At 73.7% G+C, this 18,541-nt stretch carries 19 protein-coding genes; 10 read left to right on the top strand and 9 right to left on the bottom strand.

Going from position 1 to position 18,541, the window contains the following annotated elements; genetic code table 11:
• Positions 1–4: 4 nt before the first annotated feature.
• Both benB and benA read right to left on the bottom strand, forming a co-directional pair.
• On the bottom strand, positions 5–520 hold the full coding sequence (gene benB / locus I4I81_RS06720; protein ID WP_218602196.1) for a benzoate 1,2-dioxygenase small subunit: 516 nt from the start codon (positions 518–520) through the stop codon (positions 5–7).
• 3 nt (positions 521–523) lie between these two features.
• Positions 524–1,876 (bottom strand): benzoate 1,2-dioxygenase large subunit, encoded by a 1,353-nt coding sequence (benA, locus tag I4I81_RS06715; RefSeq protein ID WP_218602195.1) that lies wholly within the window; start codon positions 1,874–1,876, stop codon positions 524–526.
• 202 nt (positions 1,877–2,078) lie between these two features.
• Here benA and I4I81_RS06710 point away from each other — a divergent pair, with 202 nt between their 5' ends.
• From I4I81_RS06710 to I4I81_RS06695, 4 genes are read left to right on the top strand one after another with little or no spacing between them, the layout of a single operon-like run.
• Positions 2,079–2,999, top strand: coding sequence for a LysR substrate-binding domain-containing protein (locus tag I4I81_RS06710; protein WP_218602194.1), 921 nt, complete (start codon positions 2,079–2,081; stop codon positions 2,997–2,999).
• Positions 2,996–4,099, top strand: coding sequence for a mandelate racemase/muconate lactonizing enzyme family protein (locus tag I4I81_RS06705; protein ID WP_218602193.1), 1,104 nt, complete (start codon positions 2,996–2,998; stop codon positions 4,097–4,099). The genes I4I81_RS06710 and I4I81_RS06705 overlap by 4 nt, the downstream gene beginning before the upstream one ends.
• A 37-nt stretch (positions 4,100–4,136) precedes the next feature.
• Positions 4,137–4,979, top strand: coding sequence for a catechol 1,2-dioxygenase (gene catA / locus I4I81_RS06700; protein ID WP_218602192.1), 843 nt, complete (start codon positions 4,137–4,139; stop codon positions 4,977–4,979).
• Positions 4,980–5,016: 37 nt separating this feature from the next.
• Positions 5,017–5,307 carry a muconolactone Delta-isomerase family protein gene (locus I4I81_RS06695; protein ID WP_225924505.1) on the top strand — a complete coding sequence of 97 codons (291 nt, stop codon included), beginning with the start codon at positions 5,017–5,019 and terminating at the stop codon, positions 5,305–5,307.
• A gap of 412 nt (positions 5,308–5,719) precedes the next feature.
• Here the strand turns inward: I4I81_RS06695 and I4I81_RS06690 are convergent, their stop codons facing one another.
• Genes I4I81_RS06690 through I4I81_RS06680 form a run of 3 tightly spaced genes read right to left on the bottom strand, consistent with a single transcriptional unit; the run spans position 5,720 to position 8,230 of the window.
• Positions 5,720–6,928 carry an acetyl-CoA C-acetyltransferase gene (locus I4I81_RS06690; protein WP_218602191.1) on the bottom strand — a complete coding sequence of 403 codons (1,209 nt, stop codon included), beginning with the start codon at positions 6,926–6,928 and terminating at the stop codon, positions 5,720–5,722.
• On the bottom strand, positions 6,921–7,568 hold the full coding sequence (locus I4I81_RS06685) for a 3-oxoacid CoA-transferase subunit B (RefSeq protein ID WP_218602190.1): 648 nt from the start codon (positions 7,566–7,568) through the stop codon (positions 6,921–6,923). Before I4I81_RS06685 ends, I4I81_RS06690 begins: the two co-directional genes overlap by 8 nt.
• On the bottom strand, positions 7,565–8,230 hold the full coding sequence (locus I4I81_RS06680) for a CoA transferase subunit A (protein ID WP_218602189.1): 666 nt from the start codon (positions 8,228–8,230) through the stop codon (positions 7,565–7,567). Before I4I81_RS06680 ends, I4I81_RS06685 begins: the two co-directional genes overlap by 4 nt.
• Positions 8,231–8,300: 70 nt before the next feature.
• Between I4I81_RS06680 and I4I81_RS06675 the strand changes: the two genes are divergently transcribed.
• On the top strand, positions 8,301–9,224 hold the full coding sequence (locus I4I81_RS06675) for a LysR family transcriptional regulator (RefSeq protein ID WP_218602188.1): 924 nt from the start codon (positions 8,301–8,303) through the stop codon (positions 9,222–9,224).
• Between the two features lie 444 nt (positions 9,225–9,668).
• On the opposite strand, the gene I4I81_RS06670 is transcribed toward I4I81_RS06675, so the two are convergent.
• Together I4I81_RS06670 and I4I81_RS06665 are read right to left on the bottom strand one after the other, a co-directional pair.
• Positions 9,669–10,187, bottom strand: coding sequence for an SCO family protein (locus I4I81_RS06670; RefSeq protein WP_218602187.1), 519 nt, complete (start codon positions 10,185–10,187; stop codon positions 9,669–9,671).
• Positions 10,184–11,674 (bottom strand): linalool dehydratase/isomerase domain-containing protein, encoded by a 1,491-nt coding sequence (locus I4I81_RS06665; protein ID WP_218602186.1) that lies wholly within the window; start codon positions 11,672–11,674, stop codon positions 10,184–10,186. The genes I4I81_RS06670 and I4I81_RS06665 overlap by 4 nt, the downstream gene beginning before the upstream one ends.
• A 105-nt stretch (positions 11,675–11,779) precedes the next feature.
• On the opposite strand from I4I81_RS06665, the gene I4I81_RS06660 reads away from it, so the two are divergent.
• Genes I4I81_RS06660 through I4I81_RS06650 form a run of 3 tightly spaced genes read left to right on the top strand, consistent with a single transcriptional unit; the run spans position 11,780 to position 15,029 of the window.
• On the top strand, positions 11,780–13,294 hold the full coding sequence (locus I4I81_RS06660) for a class I adenylate-forming enzyme family protein (RefSeq protein ID WP_218602185.1): 1,515 nt from the start codon (positions 11,780–11,782) through the stop codon (positions 13,292–13,294).
• Between the two features lie 32 nt (positions 13,295–13,326).
• A complete protein-coding gene (locus tag I4I81_RS06655; RefSeq protein ID WP_218602184.1) occupies positions 13,327–14,430 on the top strand; it encodes a GAF domain-containing sensor histidine kinase in 1,104 nt (367 codons plus the stop codon).
• Complete coding sequence (locus I4I81_RS06650; protein ID WP_218602183.1) at positions 14,424–15,029, top strand: response regulator transcription factor; 606 nt, start codon at positions 14,424–14,426, stop codon at positions 15,027–15,029. The genes I4I81_RS06655 and I4I81_RS06650 overlap by 7 nt, the downstream gene beginning before the upstream one ends.
• Here I4I81_RS06650 and I4I81_RS06645 read toward each other — a convergent pair.
• Positions 14,998–15,519: a LysR substrate-binding domain-containing protein gene (locus tag I4I81_RS06645; RefSeq protein WP_226363791.1), complete on the bottom strand. Its 522-nt coding sequence runs from the start codon at positions 15,517–15,519 to the stop codon at positions 14,998–15,000. The genes I4I81_RS06650 and I4I81_RS06645 overlap by 32 nt on opposite strands.
• Between I4I81_RS06645 and I4I81_RS06640 the strand changes: the two genes are divergently transcribed.
• Both I4I81_RS06640 and I4I81_RS06635 read left to right on the top strand, forming a co-directional pair.
• Positions 15,505–15,942, top strand: a complete 438-nt coding sequence (locus tag I4I81_RS06640) for an N-methyl-L-tryptophan oxidase family protein (RefSeq protein WP_218616642.1) — start codon at positions 15,505–15,507, stop codon at positions 15,940–15,942. The two genes, I4I81_RS06645 and I4I81_RS06640, sit on opposite strands and share 15 nt — an antisense overlap.
• A gap of 22 nt (positions 15,943–15,964) precedes the next feature.
• Positions 15,965–17,257 carry an aromatic ring-hydroxylating oxygenase subunit alpha gene (locus tag I4I81_RS06635; protein WP_218615888.1) on the top strand — a complete coding sequence of 431 codons (1,293 nt, stop codon included), beginning with the start codon at positions 15,965–15,967 and terminating at the stop codon, positions 17,255–17,257.
• Positions 17,258–17,475: 218 nt separating this feature from the next.
• Here I4I81_RS06635 and I4I81_RS06630 read toward each other — a convergent pair whose 3' ends face one another.
• On the bottom strand, positions 17,476–18,345 hold the full coding sequence (locus I4I81_RS06630) for a universal stress protein (protein WP_218605372.1): 870 nt from the start codon (positions 18,343–18,345) through the stop codon (positions 17,476–17,478).
• Between the last annotated feature and the right edge of the window lie 196 nt (positions 18,346–18,541).

The following is an 18,541-nucleotide window of genomic DNA, read 5'->3' as shown; positions in this document are numbered from 1 at the left end:
CCTCCTAGAAGTGGTAGACGTCGACCACGTGGTGGATGTAGTCGTTCTTCAGCACCACGGTCTTGCGGCGGATCAGCGGCGACTCCCCGGAGAAGTCGATCGTGTAGAACGACGTCCCGTAGTAGGGGTCGATCGTCTTGTACCGGAAGTACATGGTGTGCCAGTTGAAGCGCACGTCGACCAGGTCACCGCGGCGCTCGATCACCTCGACGTTGCTGATGTTGTGGCTGGTCCGCGGCTCGGGCAGCGACGTGGCGCTGGACCGCTCGGTGCGGATCCGGAAGACCCGGTCCTCCAGGCCGCCTTTGTTGTCGTAGTAGATCAGCGAGATGTCGCGCTGCGGGTCCTCGACGAGCCGGTCGTCGTCGGTCCAGCAGGGCATCCAGTAGACGACGTCGTCGGCGTAGCACTCCAGCCACTGCTCGAACTCGCGGTCGTCGAGGTGGCGGGCCTCGCGGTAGAGGAACTGCTCGATCATGTTCTGGGTGATCAGGGTGGAACTGCGCTCGGTCGTGGTCATCGCTCAGCCCTCCGCCTTCTCGATAGCGGCCTGCATGGTCTTCTGCCAGTAGCCGTGCTGGACGGGGTAGAGCCCCTCGTCCTCGTTGCGCTGCCCGGCCGAGACGACGTTGTCCATTCCCAGGCTGGTCGCGACCTCGTCGGGGCCGGTGAGCCAGTGCTCGGCGCCGCGGCTCATGTCGTTCCACGGGGCCGCGGTGGCCCGGAACGTGAGCTGGCAGGAGCGGAACTCCTCCAGGTCGTCGGGGGTGGCCATGCCGGAGGCGTTGAAGAAGTCCTCGTACTGGCGGATGCGGTGGCTGCGCGCCGTGTCGCTCTCCCCGACCGGGGCGATGCAGTAGATCGTGACCTCGGTCCTGTCCGGTGCGATCGGGCGGAACTGCCGGATCTGCGTGGAGAACTGGTCCATGAGGTAGACGTTCGGGTAGAGGCACAGGTTGCGGGAGCCCTTGACCATGAACTCGCCCGTGGCGTCGCCGTACTGCTCCTTGAGCTCGTCCATCTTGTCCCACAGCGGCCGGTCCTCGGGGTTGCCCGCCCAGGTCCACAGGCACAGGTGCCCGTTGGGGTAGGACCAGTAGCCGCCGCCGGACTTGCCCCAGCCGCCGGCGTCGAGCGCCTTGGTGGAGTTCTTCGACTCCCCGGTGCTGCGCCGCGAGGTGGTGGCCGCGTAGTTCCAGTGCGTCGCGCTGACGTGGTAGCCGTCGGCGCCGTTCTCCGCCTGGACCTTCCAGTTGCCGTCGAAGGTGTAGGTCGAGCTGCCGCGCAGCACCTCCAGGCCGTCGGGCGACTGGTTCACCAGCATGTCGATCACGACGGTGGTGTCACCGAGGTGCTCGGCGAGCGTGCTCACGTCGGGGTTCAGGCTGGCGAACAGGAAGCCGCGGTAGGAGTCGAAGCGGGCGACCTTCGTGAGGTCGTGCGAGCCGTCGACGTCGAACGTGTCGGGGTAGCCGGCGCCCTCGGGGTCCTTGACCTTGAGCAGCTTCCCGTCGTTGCGGAACGTCCACCCATGGAAGGGGCAGGTCAGCGTCGGGCGGTTGTCGGTCTTGCGGCGACACAGCATCGCCCCGCGGTGCGCGCACGCGTTGATCAGGCAGTGCAGCCCGCCGTCCTTGTCGCGGGTGATGACGACGGGCTGACGGCCCATGTACGTGGTGAGGTAGTCACCGGGGTTCGGCAGCTGGCTCTCGTGCGCGAGGTAGAGCCAGTTGCCCTCGAAGATGTGGGTCATCTCGAGCTCGAAGATCTCCTCGTCGGTGAAGATCCGGCGGTTGGCGCGGTAGACACCGGCCTCGGGATCGTCGACGACGGCGTCGGAGAGGACGTCGCGGACGTGGGAGACGTCGAGGGTCATGGTGGGCCTCCGGTCGATACGGCGGTGGGTCGAGTTCGGCTGCCGTTCACTGTCACTCGGTGGCGTCGGCGTCGCGCCAGGGGTTCCCCTAGTACCAACCTGGGGATTTTTCAGACGCTGGACGTCTTAGTCATCCCGAACTAGGTCTTTGCGGATACATGCTCCGCTCCCTACCGTGGTGTGACCAACGTCGGGAGGTGCCATGGAGATCCGCCAGCTCCGCTACTTCGTGGCCGTGGCCCAGACCCGCCACTTCGGGCAGGCCGCCGAGCGGCTGCACATGGCGCAGTCCCCGCTCTCGCAGGCGATCCGCCAGCTCGAGTCGCAGGTGGGCGCCACCCTGTTCGTCCGCACGACCCGCCGCGTCGACCTCACCCCCGCCGGGGAAGCGCTCCTGCGCGACGCCCAGCGGATCCTGGAGTCGGTCGACGCCGCCCAGGGCCGGGTCCGGCTCATCGGGGAGGGCAGCAGCGGCCTGGTCCGCATCGGCGCGACGGGACTCGCGGCGTTCCGCCACCTCCCCCAGCTCGCCCGGATCGCGGCGCGCGAGGTGCCCGGCCTGGTCCTGCGCTACCTGCCCGACCTCCTCACCCCCGCCCAGCAGCTCGCGCTGGAGGAGGACCGGATCGACCTGGCGGTCCTGCGCCCGCCGTTGCGCGGTGGCGGCCTCGCCTCCCGCCTGATCGCCAGGGAGCGGCTGGTCCTCGCCGTCCCGCAGGCCCACCACCTCGTCGGCGACGAGCCGGTCGCGGTCGCGGAGCTGCGCGACGAGGACTTCGTGGTCTACGGCGCGCGCGACTCCGTCGTCGACGCCACCGTCACGCAGGCCTGCTTCGCCGCGGGGTTCCTGCCGCGGCGCGCCCACGAGGTCGCCGAGACCTCGATCATGCTGACGCTCGTGGCCGCCGGCCTCGGCGTCGCCCTGCTGCCCGAGTCCGTGCTCGCCCTGCGGATCGACGGTGTCCGTTACGTGCCGGTCGCCGACGACATCCACATCGACCTCGCGCTCGCCTGGCGTCGCGACGACACCTCCCCGGTGCTCGCCCGCCTCGTCGAGGCGTTGGAAGCCAACGGGTTCGTACCGCCCGTCCACATCGACTCCCCCATCGGAGGACACCCGTGAAGATCGCCCGGATCGAGGCGATCCCGTTCGCCATCCCGTACACGAAGCCACTGCGCTTCGCCAGCGGCGAGGTCCACACCGCCGACCACGTCCTGATCCGGGTGCACAGCGACGACGGCCGGATCGGCGTCGCCGAGGCCCCGCCGCGGCCCTACACCTACGGCGAGACGCAGGAGTCGATCGTCGCGGTGATCGAGAAGATCTTCGCGCCGGAACTCATCGGCGTGTCCCTGCTGGAGCGCGAGGTCGTGCACGCGCGGATGGACCGCACCATCGGCAACCCCACCGCGAAGGCCGCCGTCGACATGGCGATCTGGGACGTCCTGGGCCGCACCCTCGACGTGTCGGTGACCCAGCTCCTGGGCGGGTTCACCGACCGGATGCGGGTGTCGCACATGGTCGGCTTCGCGCCCGACGACGTGATGGTCGCCGAGGCGCAGCGCGTCCGCGACACCCACGGGATCACCGTGTTCAAGGTGAAGGTCGGCCGCCGCCCCGTCGACCTCGACGTGGGCGCCTGCCGGGCGCTGCGCACCGCGCTCGGGCCGGACGTCGAGCTCTACGTCGACGGCAACCGCGGCTGGACCCCGTCGGAGGCGGCGCGGGCGCTGCGGGCGATGGACGACCTCGACCTGACCCTGGCCGAGGAGCTCTGCCCCGCCGACGACGTGCTCGGCCGCCGCTGGCTGGTCTCGCAGACGACCGTGCCGACCGTGGCCGACGAGAGCGCGACGACGCCCGGCGAGGTCACCCGCGAGCTGCTCGGCGGGTCGGCGACCATGATCAGCATCAAGACCGCGCGCACCGGCTTCTCGACGTCGCAGCGGATCCTGCACCAGTGCGAGGGCATGGGCGTCGAGGTCGTCATGGGCAACCAGATCGACGGCCAGCTCGGCACCGCGTGCTCCGTGGCGTTCGGCGCCGCCCACCGGCTCACCTCGCGGCGCGCGGGTGAGCTCTCCAACTTCCTCGACATGCGCGACGACCTGCTCACCGAGCCACTGGAGATCTCCGGCGGCGAGCTGGCCGTCCGTCCCGGGCCCGGGATCGGCGTCGACGTCGATCCCGACAAGCTCGCGCACTACCGGCTCGATCAGTAACCCGACCCCGTCCGATCTGACACTGGAGTCCACCACCATGACCACCACAGAAGCCACTGCCGCCGGCTCCGGCCGCTCCGCCACCGAGGCGTTCACGCAGAAGGCGCGCACCGGCGGCCCGGTCGACCACGCCCGCGTCGGCGCCATCGCGACCGACGCCCTCGCCGCGCTGCACGAGGTCGTCCGCACGCACCGGGTCACCTACGAGGAGTACGACGCCCTCAAGGCGTGGCTGATCCGCGTGGGCGAGGACGGCGAGTGGCCGCTGTTCCTCGACGTGTTCCTCGAGCACGAGGTCGAGAAGGTCGCCAACGCCGACCGGTCGGGCGCCGTCGGGACGATCGAGGGGCCGTACTACAAGCCGGGCGCCCCGGAGTCGACGAGCGAGGCGACCCTGCCGATGCGCGACGACGAGCCCGGCACCCCGTTCCTGTTCCAGGGCACGGTCACCGACCTGGACGGCGCCCCGCTCGACGGCGCGCTCGTCGAGCTCTGGCACGCCGACGACGCCGGCTACTACTCGCAGTTCGCCCCCGGCATCCCGGAGTGGAACCTCCGCGGCCAGATCCGCACCACAGCCGACGGCCGCTTCGCGTTCCGCACGATCCAGCCCGCGCCGTACCAGATCCCGACCGACGGCTCGACCGGCGCGTTCGTCGACGCGGCCGGCTGGCACCCGTGGCGCCCCGCGCACCTGCACCTCAAGGTGTCGGCCCCCGGTAAGCAGCTCGTGACCACCCAGCTCTACTTCGACGGCGGTGACTACGTCGCCGACGACGTCGCCCAGGCCGTGAAGCCCGAACTGGTGCTGCACCCGACGCCGGCCGCGTCCGGCCCGGGCAACGAGGTCACCTACGACTTCCCCCTGGACCCGGCGTGAGGGCCGCCGACGTGCTCCCTCCCGCGGAGGCGCGGAGATGACACAGCTCTTCGCCGTCCGCATGGACGTCGCGCTCCCGCCGGACATGGATCCGGCGGAGCGCGCCGACCTCCTCGCCCGCGAGAAGGCCTACTCCCAGCAGTGGCAGCGCTCCGGGCACTGGCCGCAGATCCACCGCTGCGTCGGCGAGTACGCGAACCTGTCGATCTTCGCCGTCGAGGGCAACGAGCAGCTCCACGAGATCCTCTGGGGCCTGCCGCTGTTCCCGTACATGACGATGACGATCACGCCGCTCGCCGTGCACCCGTCGGACATCGCGCACTCCTGACCCACTCCCGCACGACCCCCGGGTAAAGGTCTGCCCGCGATTCGTTCCACACGTTCGTGACGCAAGGCCACCCTGCTGTAGATCCCCACTCCCGGAGGACCACCGTGCCCGCACCATCCGACGCACTCCGTCGCAGGTCGGTGACCTGGATCGTCGCCCTCGCGAGGCTCGGCGCCGTGCCGACGCTGTTCGTCCCGACCGCGGCGCACACCGCGCTGCGGGAACGGGCGGCGGCCGACGCGGCGGCCGCAGACCGCCTGATCACCTGTCCGCCGCAGGGCCCGGAGCGCGGTCCGGGCGTCAGGTCGTCGCGTGCACCGCACCGGCATCGTGTGCACCGCACCGGCGTCGCGACGGCGGTGCGGTGCCGGCAACGGTGGTGCGGTGCCGGGGGACCGCGGCGTCCTCGCCGCTACGCGATGCGCTCGAAGACCGCCGCCAGGCCCTGGCCACCGCCGATGCACATCGTCTCCAGTCCGTAGCGCGCCCGCCGGCGCACCATCTCCCGGCTCAGGGTCGCCAGGATGCGGGCGCCCGTCGCTCCGACCGGGTGGCCCAGCGAGATGCCGGAGCCGTGGACGTTGACCCGGTCCAGGTCGTCGAGCTTCCACTCCCGCGTCACGGCGAGCACCTGCGCGGCGAACGCCTCGTTCAGCTCGATCAGGTCGATCTCGTCGAGGGTGAGTCCGGCGCGCTCCAGCGCCCGGGACGTGGCCGGGACCGGCCCGATGCCCATGGTCGCGGGCGGCACGCCGGCCACGGCCCAGGACACCAGCCGCACCAGCGGGCGCAGGCCCAGCGCGGCCGCCCGCTCCGGCGTGGTGACCACGCAGACCGCGGCGCCGTCGTTCTGGCCCGACGCGTTGCCCGCGGTGACCGTGGCGTCCGGGTCGTCGCGGCCCAGCACCGGCCTGAGCTTCGCCAGGACCTCCACGGAGCTGTCGGGCCGGATGTGCTCGTCGGTCTCGACGACCGTGTCGCCGCGCTTCCCGGGCACCGTCACCGGCACGATCTCGTCGGCGAACACCCCGGCGGCCTGCGCCGCCGCGGCCCGGCGGTGCGAGCGCACCGCCAGCTCGTCCTGCTCGTCGCGGCCGATGCCGTACTCGCGGCGCAGGTTCTCCGCCGTCTCCAGCATCCCGCCGGGCACGGGGAAGTCGTCCCCGCCCGCGGTGACCCGCCCGCGGGCCAGTGCGTCGTGCAGCAGCAGACCGGGCCCGGCGGGCGTGCCCCAGCGCATGTCGGAGGAGTAGAAGGGCGCCCGCGACATCGACTCGACCCCGCCGGCCAGCACGACGTCGCTCACGCCGGTCTGCACCTGCATCGCGGCGGTGAGCACGGCCTGCAGCCCGGAGCCGCAGCGCCGGTCGATCTGCTGACCGGTGACGGTGACGGGCAGCCCGGCGTCGAGCGCGACGACCCGCCCGACCGCGGGCGCGTCCATCGTCGGGTAGCTCTGGCCCAGGACCAGCTCGTCGACGGCCGCCGGGTCGAGCCCGGTGCGCTCCAGCACCGCGCGGACGACGGTGGCGCCGAGGACGTGGGCGGGGACGGTGCGCAGGGTGCCGCCGAACCCGCCGACGGGGGTGCGCAGGGGTGCACAGATCACGGCCTCACGCACGGGACACCGCCGGCTCCACCGCGAACGGGGCGGTGGTCGCCGCCCGCACCTCGTCGAGGGTCACGCCGTCGGCCAGGTCGGTCAGGACCAGCCCGCCGTCGCGCACCGAGAACGTCGCCAGGTCGGTGACGACGACGTCGACCGGGCGCTGCGCCGTCAGCGGGTAGGAGCACTCCGCGACGATCTTCGGCGTGCCGTCCTTCGCGGTGTGCGTGGTCGCGACGACGACGGTGCGGGCCCCGACCAGCAGGTCCATCGCCCCGCCGACGCCCAGCACCGGCTTGCCGGGCACAGACCAGTTCGCGATCCGACCCTGCGCGTCGATCTGCAGGGCGCCGAGCACCGCGACCTCGACGTGCCCGCCGCGGATCATCCCGAACGACGCGGAGCTCGCGAAGAACGAGGCACCCGGCCGGGCGGTGACGGGCTTCTTGCCCGCGTGCACGAGATCCGGGTCGACCTCGCCGGGCAGGGGTGTGGGGCCGACGCCGAGCAGGCCGTTCTCGGTCTGCAGGTGCGCGGCACCGTCCGGGAGGTGGTCGGCCACGAGGGTCGGGATGCCGATGCCGAGGTTGACGACCGCGCCCGGCGGGATGTGCGGCACGACGCGGGCGGCGATGCGGTCCTGGATCCCGCTCATCGCGCACCCCCCGCGAGCACGAGGACGTCGACGAACAGGTGCGGGGTCACGATCTCCTCCGGGTCCAGCGCACCGACCGGCACGATCTCGTCGACCTCGGCGATCACGAGGTCGGCGGCGGTGGCCATGTCGGGGTTGAAGTTGCGGGCGGTCTTGGCGTAGACGAGGTTGCCGAGCTCGTCGGCGGCGCGGGCCCGCACGAGCGCGACGTCGGCGCGCAGGCTCTCCTGGTAGATGTGCGGCTCGCCGCGGATCACCCGTTCGTCCCGGCCCTCGCCGAGCGCGGTGCCCCAGCCGGTGCGGGTGTAGAAGCCGCCGATGCCCGCTCCCCCGGCCCGGATCGCCTCGGCCAGCGTGCCCTGCGGCACGAGGTCGATCTCCAGCCGGTCCTCCTGGTAGGCCGCGACGACGTCGGGGTTGCTGGTGAAGTAGGAGCCGACGGCCTTGCGGACGCGCCCTTCCAGCAGTAGCAGGCCCAGCCCGCGGCCGGGCTCGCCGAGGTTGTTGCTGACGACCGTCAGGTCCTTCACCGACGAGTGCGTCAGCAGGGCGTCGATCAGGGTCAGCGGCGCGCCGACCAGGCCGAACCCGCCGACCATGACGGTGGCGCCGTCGGGGATGCGGGACACCGCGGCGGCGGGGTCGAGAACGGAGAGGGGCATGCCGCCGAGCCTCCCCGGGTGGTATCAATATGTCCAACATCTGCTTGGTGGCTACCCATATGCTGTGCATATGCGATTCCGGCGGCTCCTCTACTTCGTCACGGTCGCCGACGAGCTGAGCTTCACCCGGGCCGCCGAGCGGCTGCACATGGCGCAGCCACCGCTGAGCCAGCAGATCGCCCTGCTGGAGAAGGACCTCGGCGCCGAACTGTTCGACCGGTCCCGCCGCGCGGTCCGGCTCACCGCCGCCGGGGAGGCCCTGCTCCCCGAGGCGCGGCGGCTCCTCGCCGACCTCGACGACACCGCGAGGCTGGTGCGTCGCGTCGCGGCGGGCTCCGTCGGGCGGCTCACCGTGGGCTTCGTCCCGTCCGCGATCAACGGCGCCCTGTCGGACCTGCTGCGCGACTTCCGCGCCGGGCACCCCGACGTCGAGCTGACGCTGCGCGAGCGCGACCCCGACGCCCTGCTCCGCGCGGTCCGCGACCGCAGCCTCGACCTGGCCGTCCTCTACCTGCCGGACGCCGAGCCCGACCTCGCCCACCGGTGGCTCGGCTCCGAGGAACTGGTCCTCGCGCTGCCCGAGCACCACCCGGCCGCCGCCCGGTCCCGGGTCGCGCTCACCGACGTCGCCGACGAGCCGTTCGTGCTCCCCGAGCAGCACGACGTCCCGGGCCTGCTCGCCGCCGTCGACGCCGCGTTCGCCGACGCCGGCGTGACCCCGCGGGTCGCGCAGCGCGGGGTGTGGCTCATGCAGACCGTCCTCGGCCTCGTCGCCGCCGGGATCGGGCTCGCGGTCGTGCCGTCCTCGGTCGCGGCACTCGGGCGGGTCGGCGTCGTCCTGCGCCCCCTCGACGGTCCCACCCACCGCGTCGACCTCGCCGCGGTCTGGCGGCCCGACGACACGTCGGCCCCGCTCGCGGGGATGCTCGCCGCTACCCCGCTGCCGGCAGCACCGCGTGCGCGTACGGGACCTCGCTCGGCGGCCCCGGGCTGACCCCGGTCTTCACCGGCCCGTCCGGGCGCCGCGCCGAGACCATCGACCCGGTGGTTGCGCGGGGTCGTCGGAGGACCGCAGGGCGTCGTGCAGGTCGGCCGGCACCGGGGTGCCCGTCCCCAGCCGGGCTCGGACGGCGGCCAGGCGGGCCACCGAGTCGCGGTGCGCGGCGGGCGCCACCGGCGCTCCGGTCCGAGCGGGTGGTTGGTGTGCAGCACCCGCGCCGGGTCGTCGGGGCGGTGCTCGGTGCGGCAACTACTCCGGCGACGCCGGGCGGCACCGGCTCCGGACCGCCACCGTCGGCCTGCGGGACCGCGACGGCCTGCACGCCCGGCTCGAGGACGTGCGGTGCCCGGTCCTGTGGCTGCAGGGCACGGCGGACTCGGTCTACTCCGTCGCCGACGCCGAGGAGGAGCCTCCTCGGCGCGTCCGACCCGGAGGTCGTCATCCCGGCGGCGGCGGAGTTCGTGGGGCGCCGGAGCTGACGCCCAGCAGGCGCCGCAGGTCGCGCACCATCTCCTCGGCGCCGCGGGTGTCGGGCCAGTGGTGGACCGGGCGCCCGTCCGGGTCGAGCAGGTAGGTCACGGCGGTGTGCTGCACGTCGTAGCCGTCGGGACCCTCCCGCCGCCGGGTGAAGACCCGGAAGGACTCCTTCGCCGCGTCGACCTGCTCCGCGGTGCCGGTGAGGCCGGTGAACCACGGGTAGGAGGCAGTCAGGAACGCCTTGAGCACGGCGGGGCCGTCGCGCTCGGGATCGACGGTGACGTAGAGCGGGACCAGCGGGGCGGGCCCGAGCTCGTCGAGCACCGCCGTCAGCTTGGTGAGGGCGCGCGGGCAGACGACCCGGCACGCGGTGAAGCCGAACTGCACGAGCTGCCAGCTGCCGCGGTGGGTGCGCTCCGTGACGGGGGTCCCGTCGTGGTCGACCAGGGAGTACGTGGCGCGGATCGGCGGGGCGCTCACGGCGCGGCGACCAGGTCGACGGCGGGACCGTCGGGGACGTCGAGCACGGTACGGCCGCCGTCGGCGCGGCCCGGCACCTCCGCGCCACCCAGGTGCAGCCGGGTGCCCGGCACGAGCCGGGCCAGGGTGACCGTGCCGTCGCCGGGCAGGGTGGCGTCGCGGCGCAGCCGGGCGTGCAGCACCCCGTCGACGACCTCGGCCCGGCTGACCTCGACGTCGCGGTCGACCTCCACCAGTGCGGGCTCCGCGTGGTGCTCGGGACCCCACGGCCGGTTGTAGAGGCCCCACAGGCCGTCGGGGACGTTGAGGCGGGCGTAGCCGAGCAGGACGTTGCCGGTCATGGGCTCGATCTCGGTGCGCCGCCCGTCGGCGTCGGTCGGGGTGTCGTTGCGCGGGTAGACGAGCCCGGCGTCACGCCGGGTCGGGCTCATGTGCCGGTCGGCGTGGGCGAGCAGGCCGTCGAGCGTGGCCCGGTCCCCCATCTCCGACGCCCAGGCCGCGACCCAGCCGGTGTCGCAGGTGTCGGTGACCAGGTCCTGCCCCATGACGTTGCGGGCGGGCGCGGACCGCACCGACAGCGTGCCGTCGGGCCCGGGGACGAGGAACTCGGCGACCTGGCGGGGATAGTGCTCGTGCACGAAGTCGCGGTTCCAGGTGTTCATCAGCGCGCCGCACCAGGCGTCGACCCAGGGGGCGAGGGTGTCGTTCGGGGCCACGGCGCGGCTGTCCTCGAGCACCATCATGTTGTAGTGCCCGGCGGCGTCGAGGCGCCCGAAGTCGGCCCACGCCCGCTCGTAGCCGGCGACGACGTCCTCCGCGCGGGAGCCGCCGGTGATCAGGTCGTGCAGGCGGAAGCCGAGGATCGCGGGCTGGTTGCAGATCTGGAAGACGCAGTTGGGCTCGCACGCCACGCCCACGTAGCCGTTCTCGACCATCTGCCAGTAGAGGTGCTCGTTGAGCGAGTCGCGGTCGTAGGAGAAGCGCTTCTCCTGCCCGCCCCAGAAGAACGACCAGTGCCGGAACGTCAGCGACCCGGGCTCGGCGTAGCGGTCGTCGGCGAAGAGGTGGTCGTGCAGGAGCGCGCAGGACTGCACGTAGGCGGAGTACATGATGTTGTCGCGGACGACCGGGTCCCACTCCTCGTGCAGCCGGTCGGCGAGGTGGGCGTTGAAGACCGCCCCGCCGCGGGAGACGTCGCGCCAGTACATCCACACGTCCGACATCAGGAGCTTGTCGATCAGGCGCCGGATCGTCGGCCGGAACACCCCGGGTGCTGCGGGCAGGCGGTGGCGGTGCGCGAGCGCCAGCCCGTAGACCATGTAGGCGAGCTGGAAGCGGTAGCTGCCGAAGTCGTCCTCGCCCGCGCCCTTGCCCTGCATCCCCGACCAGTCGTGCGGCAGCTGCCGGGACAGGTTGTCCCAGTGCCGCAGGTGCCCGATCTGCTCGGTGGTCAGTACCGGTCCCGTCGTCGACCCCGTCGTCGTCATGGCGGGCGACGCTACGCGCGACACCCAGCGCCGCCACGCCCGTTCGGGTGTGCCGCGGCGGCCCGTGGTGCGCTGTGATCGGCGCACACGAGGTGGAGGTGCACGGTGAACGGTCCCGGGGAGATCCTGCGGGTGGCGGCGCGGCGGTTCGGTGCACGACCCGCGCTGGTGACGGCGACGCGGACGCTGACCTTCGCCGAGCTCGACGCGCTCAGCGACCGCGTCGCGGCGTGGCTGACCGCCCGCGGGGTGCGCGCGGGCCGGCCGGTGTCGCTGTACGCGCAGAACCGGTGGGAATGGGTCGTCACCTACCACGGGGCCCTCAAGGCCGGCGCCGTCGTGAACCCGGTGAACGTCATGCTCACCCCCGAGGAGCTCGCGTTCGTGCTGCGCGACTGCGGCGCGGCGGCGGTGTTCACCAGCGCCGAGCAGGCCGCCGCGGTGGTCGGGCTGACGCGCGACCTGCCCGACCCGGTCACCGTCGTGGCGTTCGGGGAGGCCGCCGGCGCCGTCGGGTTCGACGAGGTGCTGGCCTGCGACGGCCCCGTCCCCGACGTCGTGGTCGACCCGGGCGCCCCGTCGACGATCGGCTACACCTCCGGCACCACCGGTCACCCCAAGGGCGCGGTGCAGAGCCAGCAGGCGGTGCTGCTCAACTGCGCGCTGACCGCCACGATGCACGGCCGGACCAGCGCCGACGTCGTCGTGACCGCGTTGCCGGCGCCGCACGTCTACGGCAACGTCGTGATCAACGGGACGTTCCTCGTCGGCGGCACCGTGGTGCTCATGGAGCGGTTCGACCCCGCCGGGTCCCTGCGGCTGATCACCGAGCACCGCGCCACGATGTTCGAGGGGGTGCCCGCGATGTACGCCACGATGCTCACCTCGCCGTCGCTGGCCGACGCCGACCTGTCCTCGCTCACCCGCTGCACGGTCGGCGGTCAGACCATCCCGCTGTCCACCATCGCGCGGTGGGAGGAGCGCTCCGGGGCGCCGCTGATCGAGCTGTGGGGCATGACCGAGGTCGCCGGGCTGGGCACGACGCACGCGCTGCACTCCCCGCCCGTCCCCGGCTCGATCGGGGTGTCGCTGCCGGGGATCGAGATCCGCGTCTGCGACCTCGAGGACCCTTCCCGCGACGCCCCGCGCGGTGAGCCCGGCGAGCTCATGGTCCGCGGCCCGATCGTCATGATCGGCTACCACGGCAACCCCGAGGCGACGGCCGAGGCCATCGAGCCGGACGGATGGCTGCACACCGGCGACATCGCGACGATGGACGCCACCGGCCACGTCTTCGTCGTCGACCGCCGCAAGGACATGATCATCACGGGCGGCTACAACGTCTACCCCGCCGAGATCGAGCGCGTGCTGGCCGCGCACCCGGCGGTCGGGCAGGTCGCGGCGGGCCCCGTGCCCGACCCCGTCAAGGGCGAGCTGGCCTGCGCCTACGTCGTACTGGCCCCCGGCGCCACGGCCACGGAGGAGGAGCTCATCGCCTTCACGGGCGGCTCGCTGGCCGCCTACAAGCGCCCGCGCGCGGTGCGGTTCGTCGACGCGCTGCCCGCGACGTCCACGGGCAAGATCATGCGCCGGGAGCTCATCAAGCAGTTCGACGCGTGACGGGGACGGCCCCTACGGCGTTCACTGGTCGGATGGACGCGCTCGCCCCCCTCGCCCGCGGGCACGCCGACCTCGTGGAGCTGCTCGACCGGCGCGCCGCGCTCGACGCGGCGCTCGGGCTGCTGGTCGTCGACGGCGACGTCGCGTGGATGGCCGAGCCCGCCTCGGACGGCGGGTACCTGGTGCTCCGCCGGGTCCGCGGCGACCGGACGGGCCTGCTGCGCGGCCTGCGCGTCCCGCGCGGACTCGGGCTCACCGGCAAGGTGCACGGCAGCGGCGGCCCGGCCTGGGTCGACGACTACTTCCGCTCCACCGACATCACCCACACCTTCGACGGGCACATCGAGGCCGAGGCCGTCCGGCGCCTGCTGGCCGTCCCGGTCCGGCGCCACGGCCGCCCGCTGGGGGTGCTGGCGGTCGGCGCGCGGACCGACGGCGCGTTCGGCGACCGCGCCGTCGCGCGGGCGGGCGCCGTCGCCGACCATGCGGCACTGGCGGTCGCGGTGGCCGAGCGGGCCCGGCTCGCCCGCGAGGTCGCCGTGCACGAGGAGCGCAGCCGCATCGCCGCCGAGCTGCACGACAGCGTCGGCGCGCTGCTGTTCGCGATCGGCTCCGGCGTGGCCGGGCTGGCCGAGACCGCCGACGGCGACCCGGAGCTCACCGACCGGCTGGAACGGCTGCGGCGCCAGGCGGACGAGGCCTCCACGGCGCTGCGCGACTCGCTGCGGACCCTGCGCGCCTCCCCAGCCGCGCTCGCGCTGTCGGTCGCGCTGCGCGCGGACTGCACCGCGTTCGCCGACCGCACCGGCGTCCCCGCCGAGCTGGTCGTGCTCGACGACGTCCCGCCCGACCTGCCGCGCTCGCGCCACGAGGTGCTGGTCGCCGCGGTCCGCGAGGCGCTGCTCAACGTGGAGAAGCACGCCGCGGCGTCCGCCGTCGTCGTCACCGCGGGGCGGCGACCGCGGGGCGGCGTGGTCGTCGCCGTCACCGACGACGGCGTGGGCCTGCCGCCCGACCACGTGCCCGGCCTCGGGCTCACCAGCACCGCCGACGCGGTCGGGCGCCTCGGCGGCACGGTGCGGGTCGTGTCCGACCCCGACGGCGGCACCACCTGGCGGATCGACCTGCCGTGCTGACCACCTCCCGGATCCGCGTGCTGGTCGTCGACGACCACCCGGTGGTCCGCGACGGAGTGGTCACCCAGCTCTCCCGCCACGGCGACATCGACGTCGTCGGGCACGCGGCCGACGCCGCCGGGGCCGTCGCGCTGTGCGCCCGCGAGCGCCCCGACGTCGTGCTGCTCGACCTGCGGCTGCCCGACGCACTCGCCGTCGACGTCGTGCCCCGGCTGCGCGCGGTGTCGCCGCAGAGCCGGGTGCTGCTGTTCACCGCGTTCCCCGAGCACGCCGCCGTGGCCCCGTCGCTGGCCGCCGGCGCGTGCGGGCTGCTGGTCAAGGACGCGTCCGGCACGGCGCTGCGCGACGCGCTGCGCGAGGTGTCCCGCACGGGCACCTACCGCGGGTCGGCGACCGGAGGGGCGCCTGCGGTCGTCACCCCGCGCGAGTACGACGTGCTCCGGCTCGTCGCCTCGGGCCACACCAACGCCGAGATCGGTGAGCAGCTCGGGTTGTCGGTCAACACCGTCAAGGCCTACCTGCACAACGTCATGCACAAGGTCGACGCGCGGAACCGGGCCCAGGTGATCACCCGGGCCCGGGCCCACGGCCTGCTCTGAGCAGCGCCACCGGGGTCGATCCCGCCGACCCGCCGAGGGCCGGAGCCAACGATGCCGTGGCGTGCCGCAGGGCGGCGAGGCCCGCGGCGGTGCCGGGCCGGTTGCGGGACCCCGCACGGACGGCGGCGACGACGCGGCGGATCGGCGCGGGCGCGGTGCTGATTGGGATCCGCCGCGTGTCGTGGGCGGGCAGCTCGGCCAGCCGCGGGACCAGCGCGACCCCGAACCCGCGGGCGACCAGGGCGGCACCGGTGTCCCACTCGTCGGCGTAGTGGACGACGTCGGGGGCGAAGCCGGCGCCGGCGCAGGCGAGCGTGACGAGCTGGTGGTAGGCGCGTCCGGGGTTGCTGCCGATCCACGGGTCGGCGGCGAACTCGGCGAGGCCGACGCCGTCGCGGCCGGCCAGCGGGTGCGCGGGGCCGACGAGGATGTCCAGCGGCGCACCTCGCGGAGTTCGCGCCCGTCGCGGTTCCCGGTGTTCATGTGGCACGGGCGGCACAACTTCTACGGCTTCCCGGTCTACGGCGAGGTCGCCACCAAGCTCGACCAGCACATGGGCGGGGACGAGACGACGGCCGACACGCGCGGCTTCGACCCGGACCCGGTGCGCCGCGGCCGCTACGCCGGGTTCGTCGAGCGCCACCTCCCCCGCTTCGGCGGGCCCGAGCTCTACTCGAGGACCTGCCTCTACACCGTGCCACCGGACCAGGACCTCGTCCTCGACACGCTCCCGGGCGCCCCGCAGATCGTGGTCGCCATCGGGGCGGGCCACGCCTTCAAGTTCGCAGCGCTCATCGGGGGGCTGCTCGCCGACCTCGCGCAGGGCCGCGCACCGGCGCACCCGATCGACGCCTTCTCCCTCACCCGCCCGGCGCTGACCGACCCGTCGTTCCCCCGCAGCTTCCACGTCTGACCCGTCCGGAGGGACACCCGCGATGACCGACCTGTACGCCGACCTGCCGGCCCGCCCCGTCCCCCCGGTGCTGTTCACCGAGGAGCACACCTACCGCCACACCCGGCTGCCCGTGGACCGCGCGTCCACCCTGCTCCCCGACGCCTACTGCTCGCCGGAGTTCTTCGCACTCGAGCGGGAGAAGGTGTTCGCGGCGAGCTGGGTCGCGGTCGGGTTCGTCGGCGACGTCGACCGCCACGGCGCCTGCGTCGTGGTCGAGGTGGCCGGCCGGTCGGTCATCGTCACCCGCGACCGCGACCGGCGGCTCCGGGCGTTCCACAACGTCTGCCGCCACCGCGCCGCGCGGCTGCTCGACGCGGACGCCCGGGAGGTCGGGCGGCACGGACGCATCCGCTGCCCGTACCACAGCTGGACCTACGCCGCCGACGGTTCGTGCCTGGGCACGCCACTGTTCGAGGGCTCCGACGTACCGCCCGGCGAGGAGGCCGTCTTCGACACCTCGGGGGCGACGGGCTTCGACCGCGCCGACCACGGCCTGCTCCCCGTCGCCGTCGACACCTGGGGGTTCCTGCTGTTCGTCCACCTCGGTGCCGACCCCGCCCCGCTGGGCGACCAGCTCGGCGACCTGCCCGGCCGCCTCGCCGACCACGCGCTCGAGGGGTGGGTCCCCCGGCGCCGCCGCACCTACGACGTCGCCGCGAACCACAAGCTCGTCGGCGAGAACTTCATGGAGTACTACCACCTGCCCTGGGTCCATCCCGAGCTCAACCAGGTCTCGCGGTTCTCCGACCACTACCGCTGGCAGGGCCCCGGGATGTACACCGGGATGTGCACCACTCCGGTGTCGCGCAACACCGAGGCGGGCGGCTGGGACGGCCTCCCGCCGCTGGGCTCCCTGCGCGGCGAGGACGCCGACGCCGGACGCTTCGTCTGGCTGTTCCCCGCCACCGCACTCGTCGTGCTGCCCAACCACGCCTACGTCATCCTCACCCGGCCCGTCGCCGCGGACCGCACGGTGGAGACCGCCGTCCTGCTCACGCACCCCGGGACCGACCCCGACGCGGACCCCGCCGCCGCGGAGGGCGTCGAGCAGCTCGACCGGTTCTGGGATGTCGTCAACCGCCAGGACCTCGAGATCGTCGAGCGGGTGCAGGAGGGGATCGGGAACCCCGCCTACCGCGGCGGCCGGATGTGCTTCCGCTTCGAGGAACCGCTGCACCGCTTCCAGAACATGGTCATCGACCGGATGGTCGGCGTCGACCGCGTACCCGAGGGCGACGCGGCGCCGATGACCCGCATGTTCCCCGACGCGTGATCACCGCTCACCTGACCGGTCCGAGCGGCCGGGACCCGATCACGGAGAGCAGCCGGAGCTTGTCGTGGCTCTCGCTGCCCGGCACGGCGGTGTAGGGATGCCGACCTCGTGCTCGTCCCACAGGTCCCGGAACTCCGCGCTCCGGGCGAGGAGGAGGTCCGCGAGGTGCACCGCCCGGGATCCGGGCCCATCGGATCCCACCTCGCGCGCGGGCCGCCCTACGAGCGGGCGACGACCACCGGGCACGGCGAACGGTGCAGCAGCGTGTTGCTGACCGATCCGAGGAACAGTCCGGTGAACTCGCCGCGGCCACGGGACCCGACCGCGACGAGCTGGGCCCGCGCCGCCTGTTCGAGCAGGACCTGGGCCGGGCGGCCCCGGGTGACGACCCGCTCCACCACGACGTCCGGGTACTTCTCGGCCCAGCCGGCCAACCGCTCGGCCAGCACCAGACGCTCGTCGTTCTCGATCGCCTCCCAGTCCAGCAGCGGGGCCAGCACGGGGTCCGCGACCAGGTCCCACCAGGTGTGCACCGCCACGAGCCCCACGTGCCGCAACGACGCCGCCTCGTAGGCGAACGCGACGGCCGCCTCGCTGCCCGGCGACCCGTCCACGCCGACGACCACCGGCCGGGCGGTCGCGGGCTCCTCCCGCCCGCGCACGACCACCACGGGGCAGGCCGCGTGGGCGGCGAGCGCGACGGAGACCGACCCGGCGAGCAGCCCCTCGACCTTGCTGAGCCCACGGTCACCGATGACGACGACGAGCGCCTGCTCGGCCGCCTCCCGCAGCACCGCGACCGCGTGGCCCGTGACGAGCTCCGAGCGCACCTCGACACCGGGGGCGTCCCGGCCCGCGACCGCGGTGGCGTCGGCCAGTGCGTCGCGGGCGTGGTCGACCAGCACGTCCTCGTAGCGCTTCACCAGTTCGGGGCGGAGCACGCGGTCCGCCTCGCCGTGGACGGCGGTGACCAGTCGCAGCGGCGCCCCGCGCCGGGCCGCCTCGGCCGCACCCCAGCGCACGGCCTCGGTGGCCCGCACCGAGCCGTCCACCCCGACGACGACCGCCGCCCTGTCTCCCACGTCCATGTCGCGCTCCTCGTCGTGTCCCGGTGGCGATCGGTGCCGGGCCGGTGCAGCGGACTGTGCCCGCGGGGCGTCCGCCGCGACAGCGGCGCGGGACCCCGCCGCGCAGGGACCTTCGACCCCGGGCCGGGCGGTCCGTCGCACCACGGGTGCACGCCCGGCCCGACCGGGTCTAGCATCGCGACCCGGCTCGCGCCGC

This window comes from Pseudonocardia abyssalis (assembly GCF_019263705.2).
Classification (GTDB): Bacteria; Actinomycetota; Actinomycetes; order Mycobacteriales; family Pseudonocardiaceae; genus Pseudonocardia; species Pseudonocardia abyssalis.
Note: the sequence above shows the minus strand (reverse complement) of the source record. Positions and strands in the feature narration are given on the sequence as shown.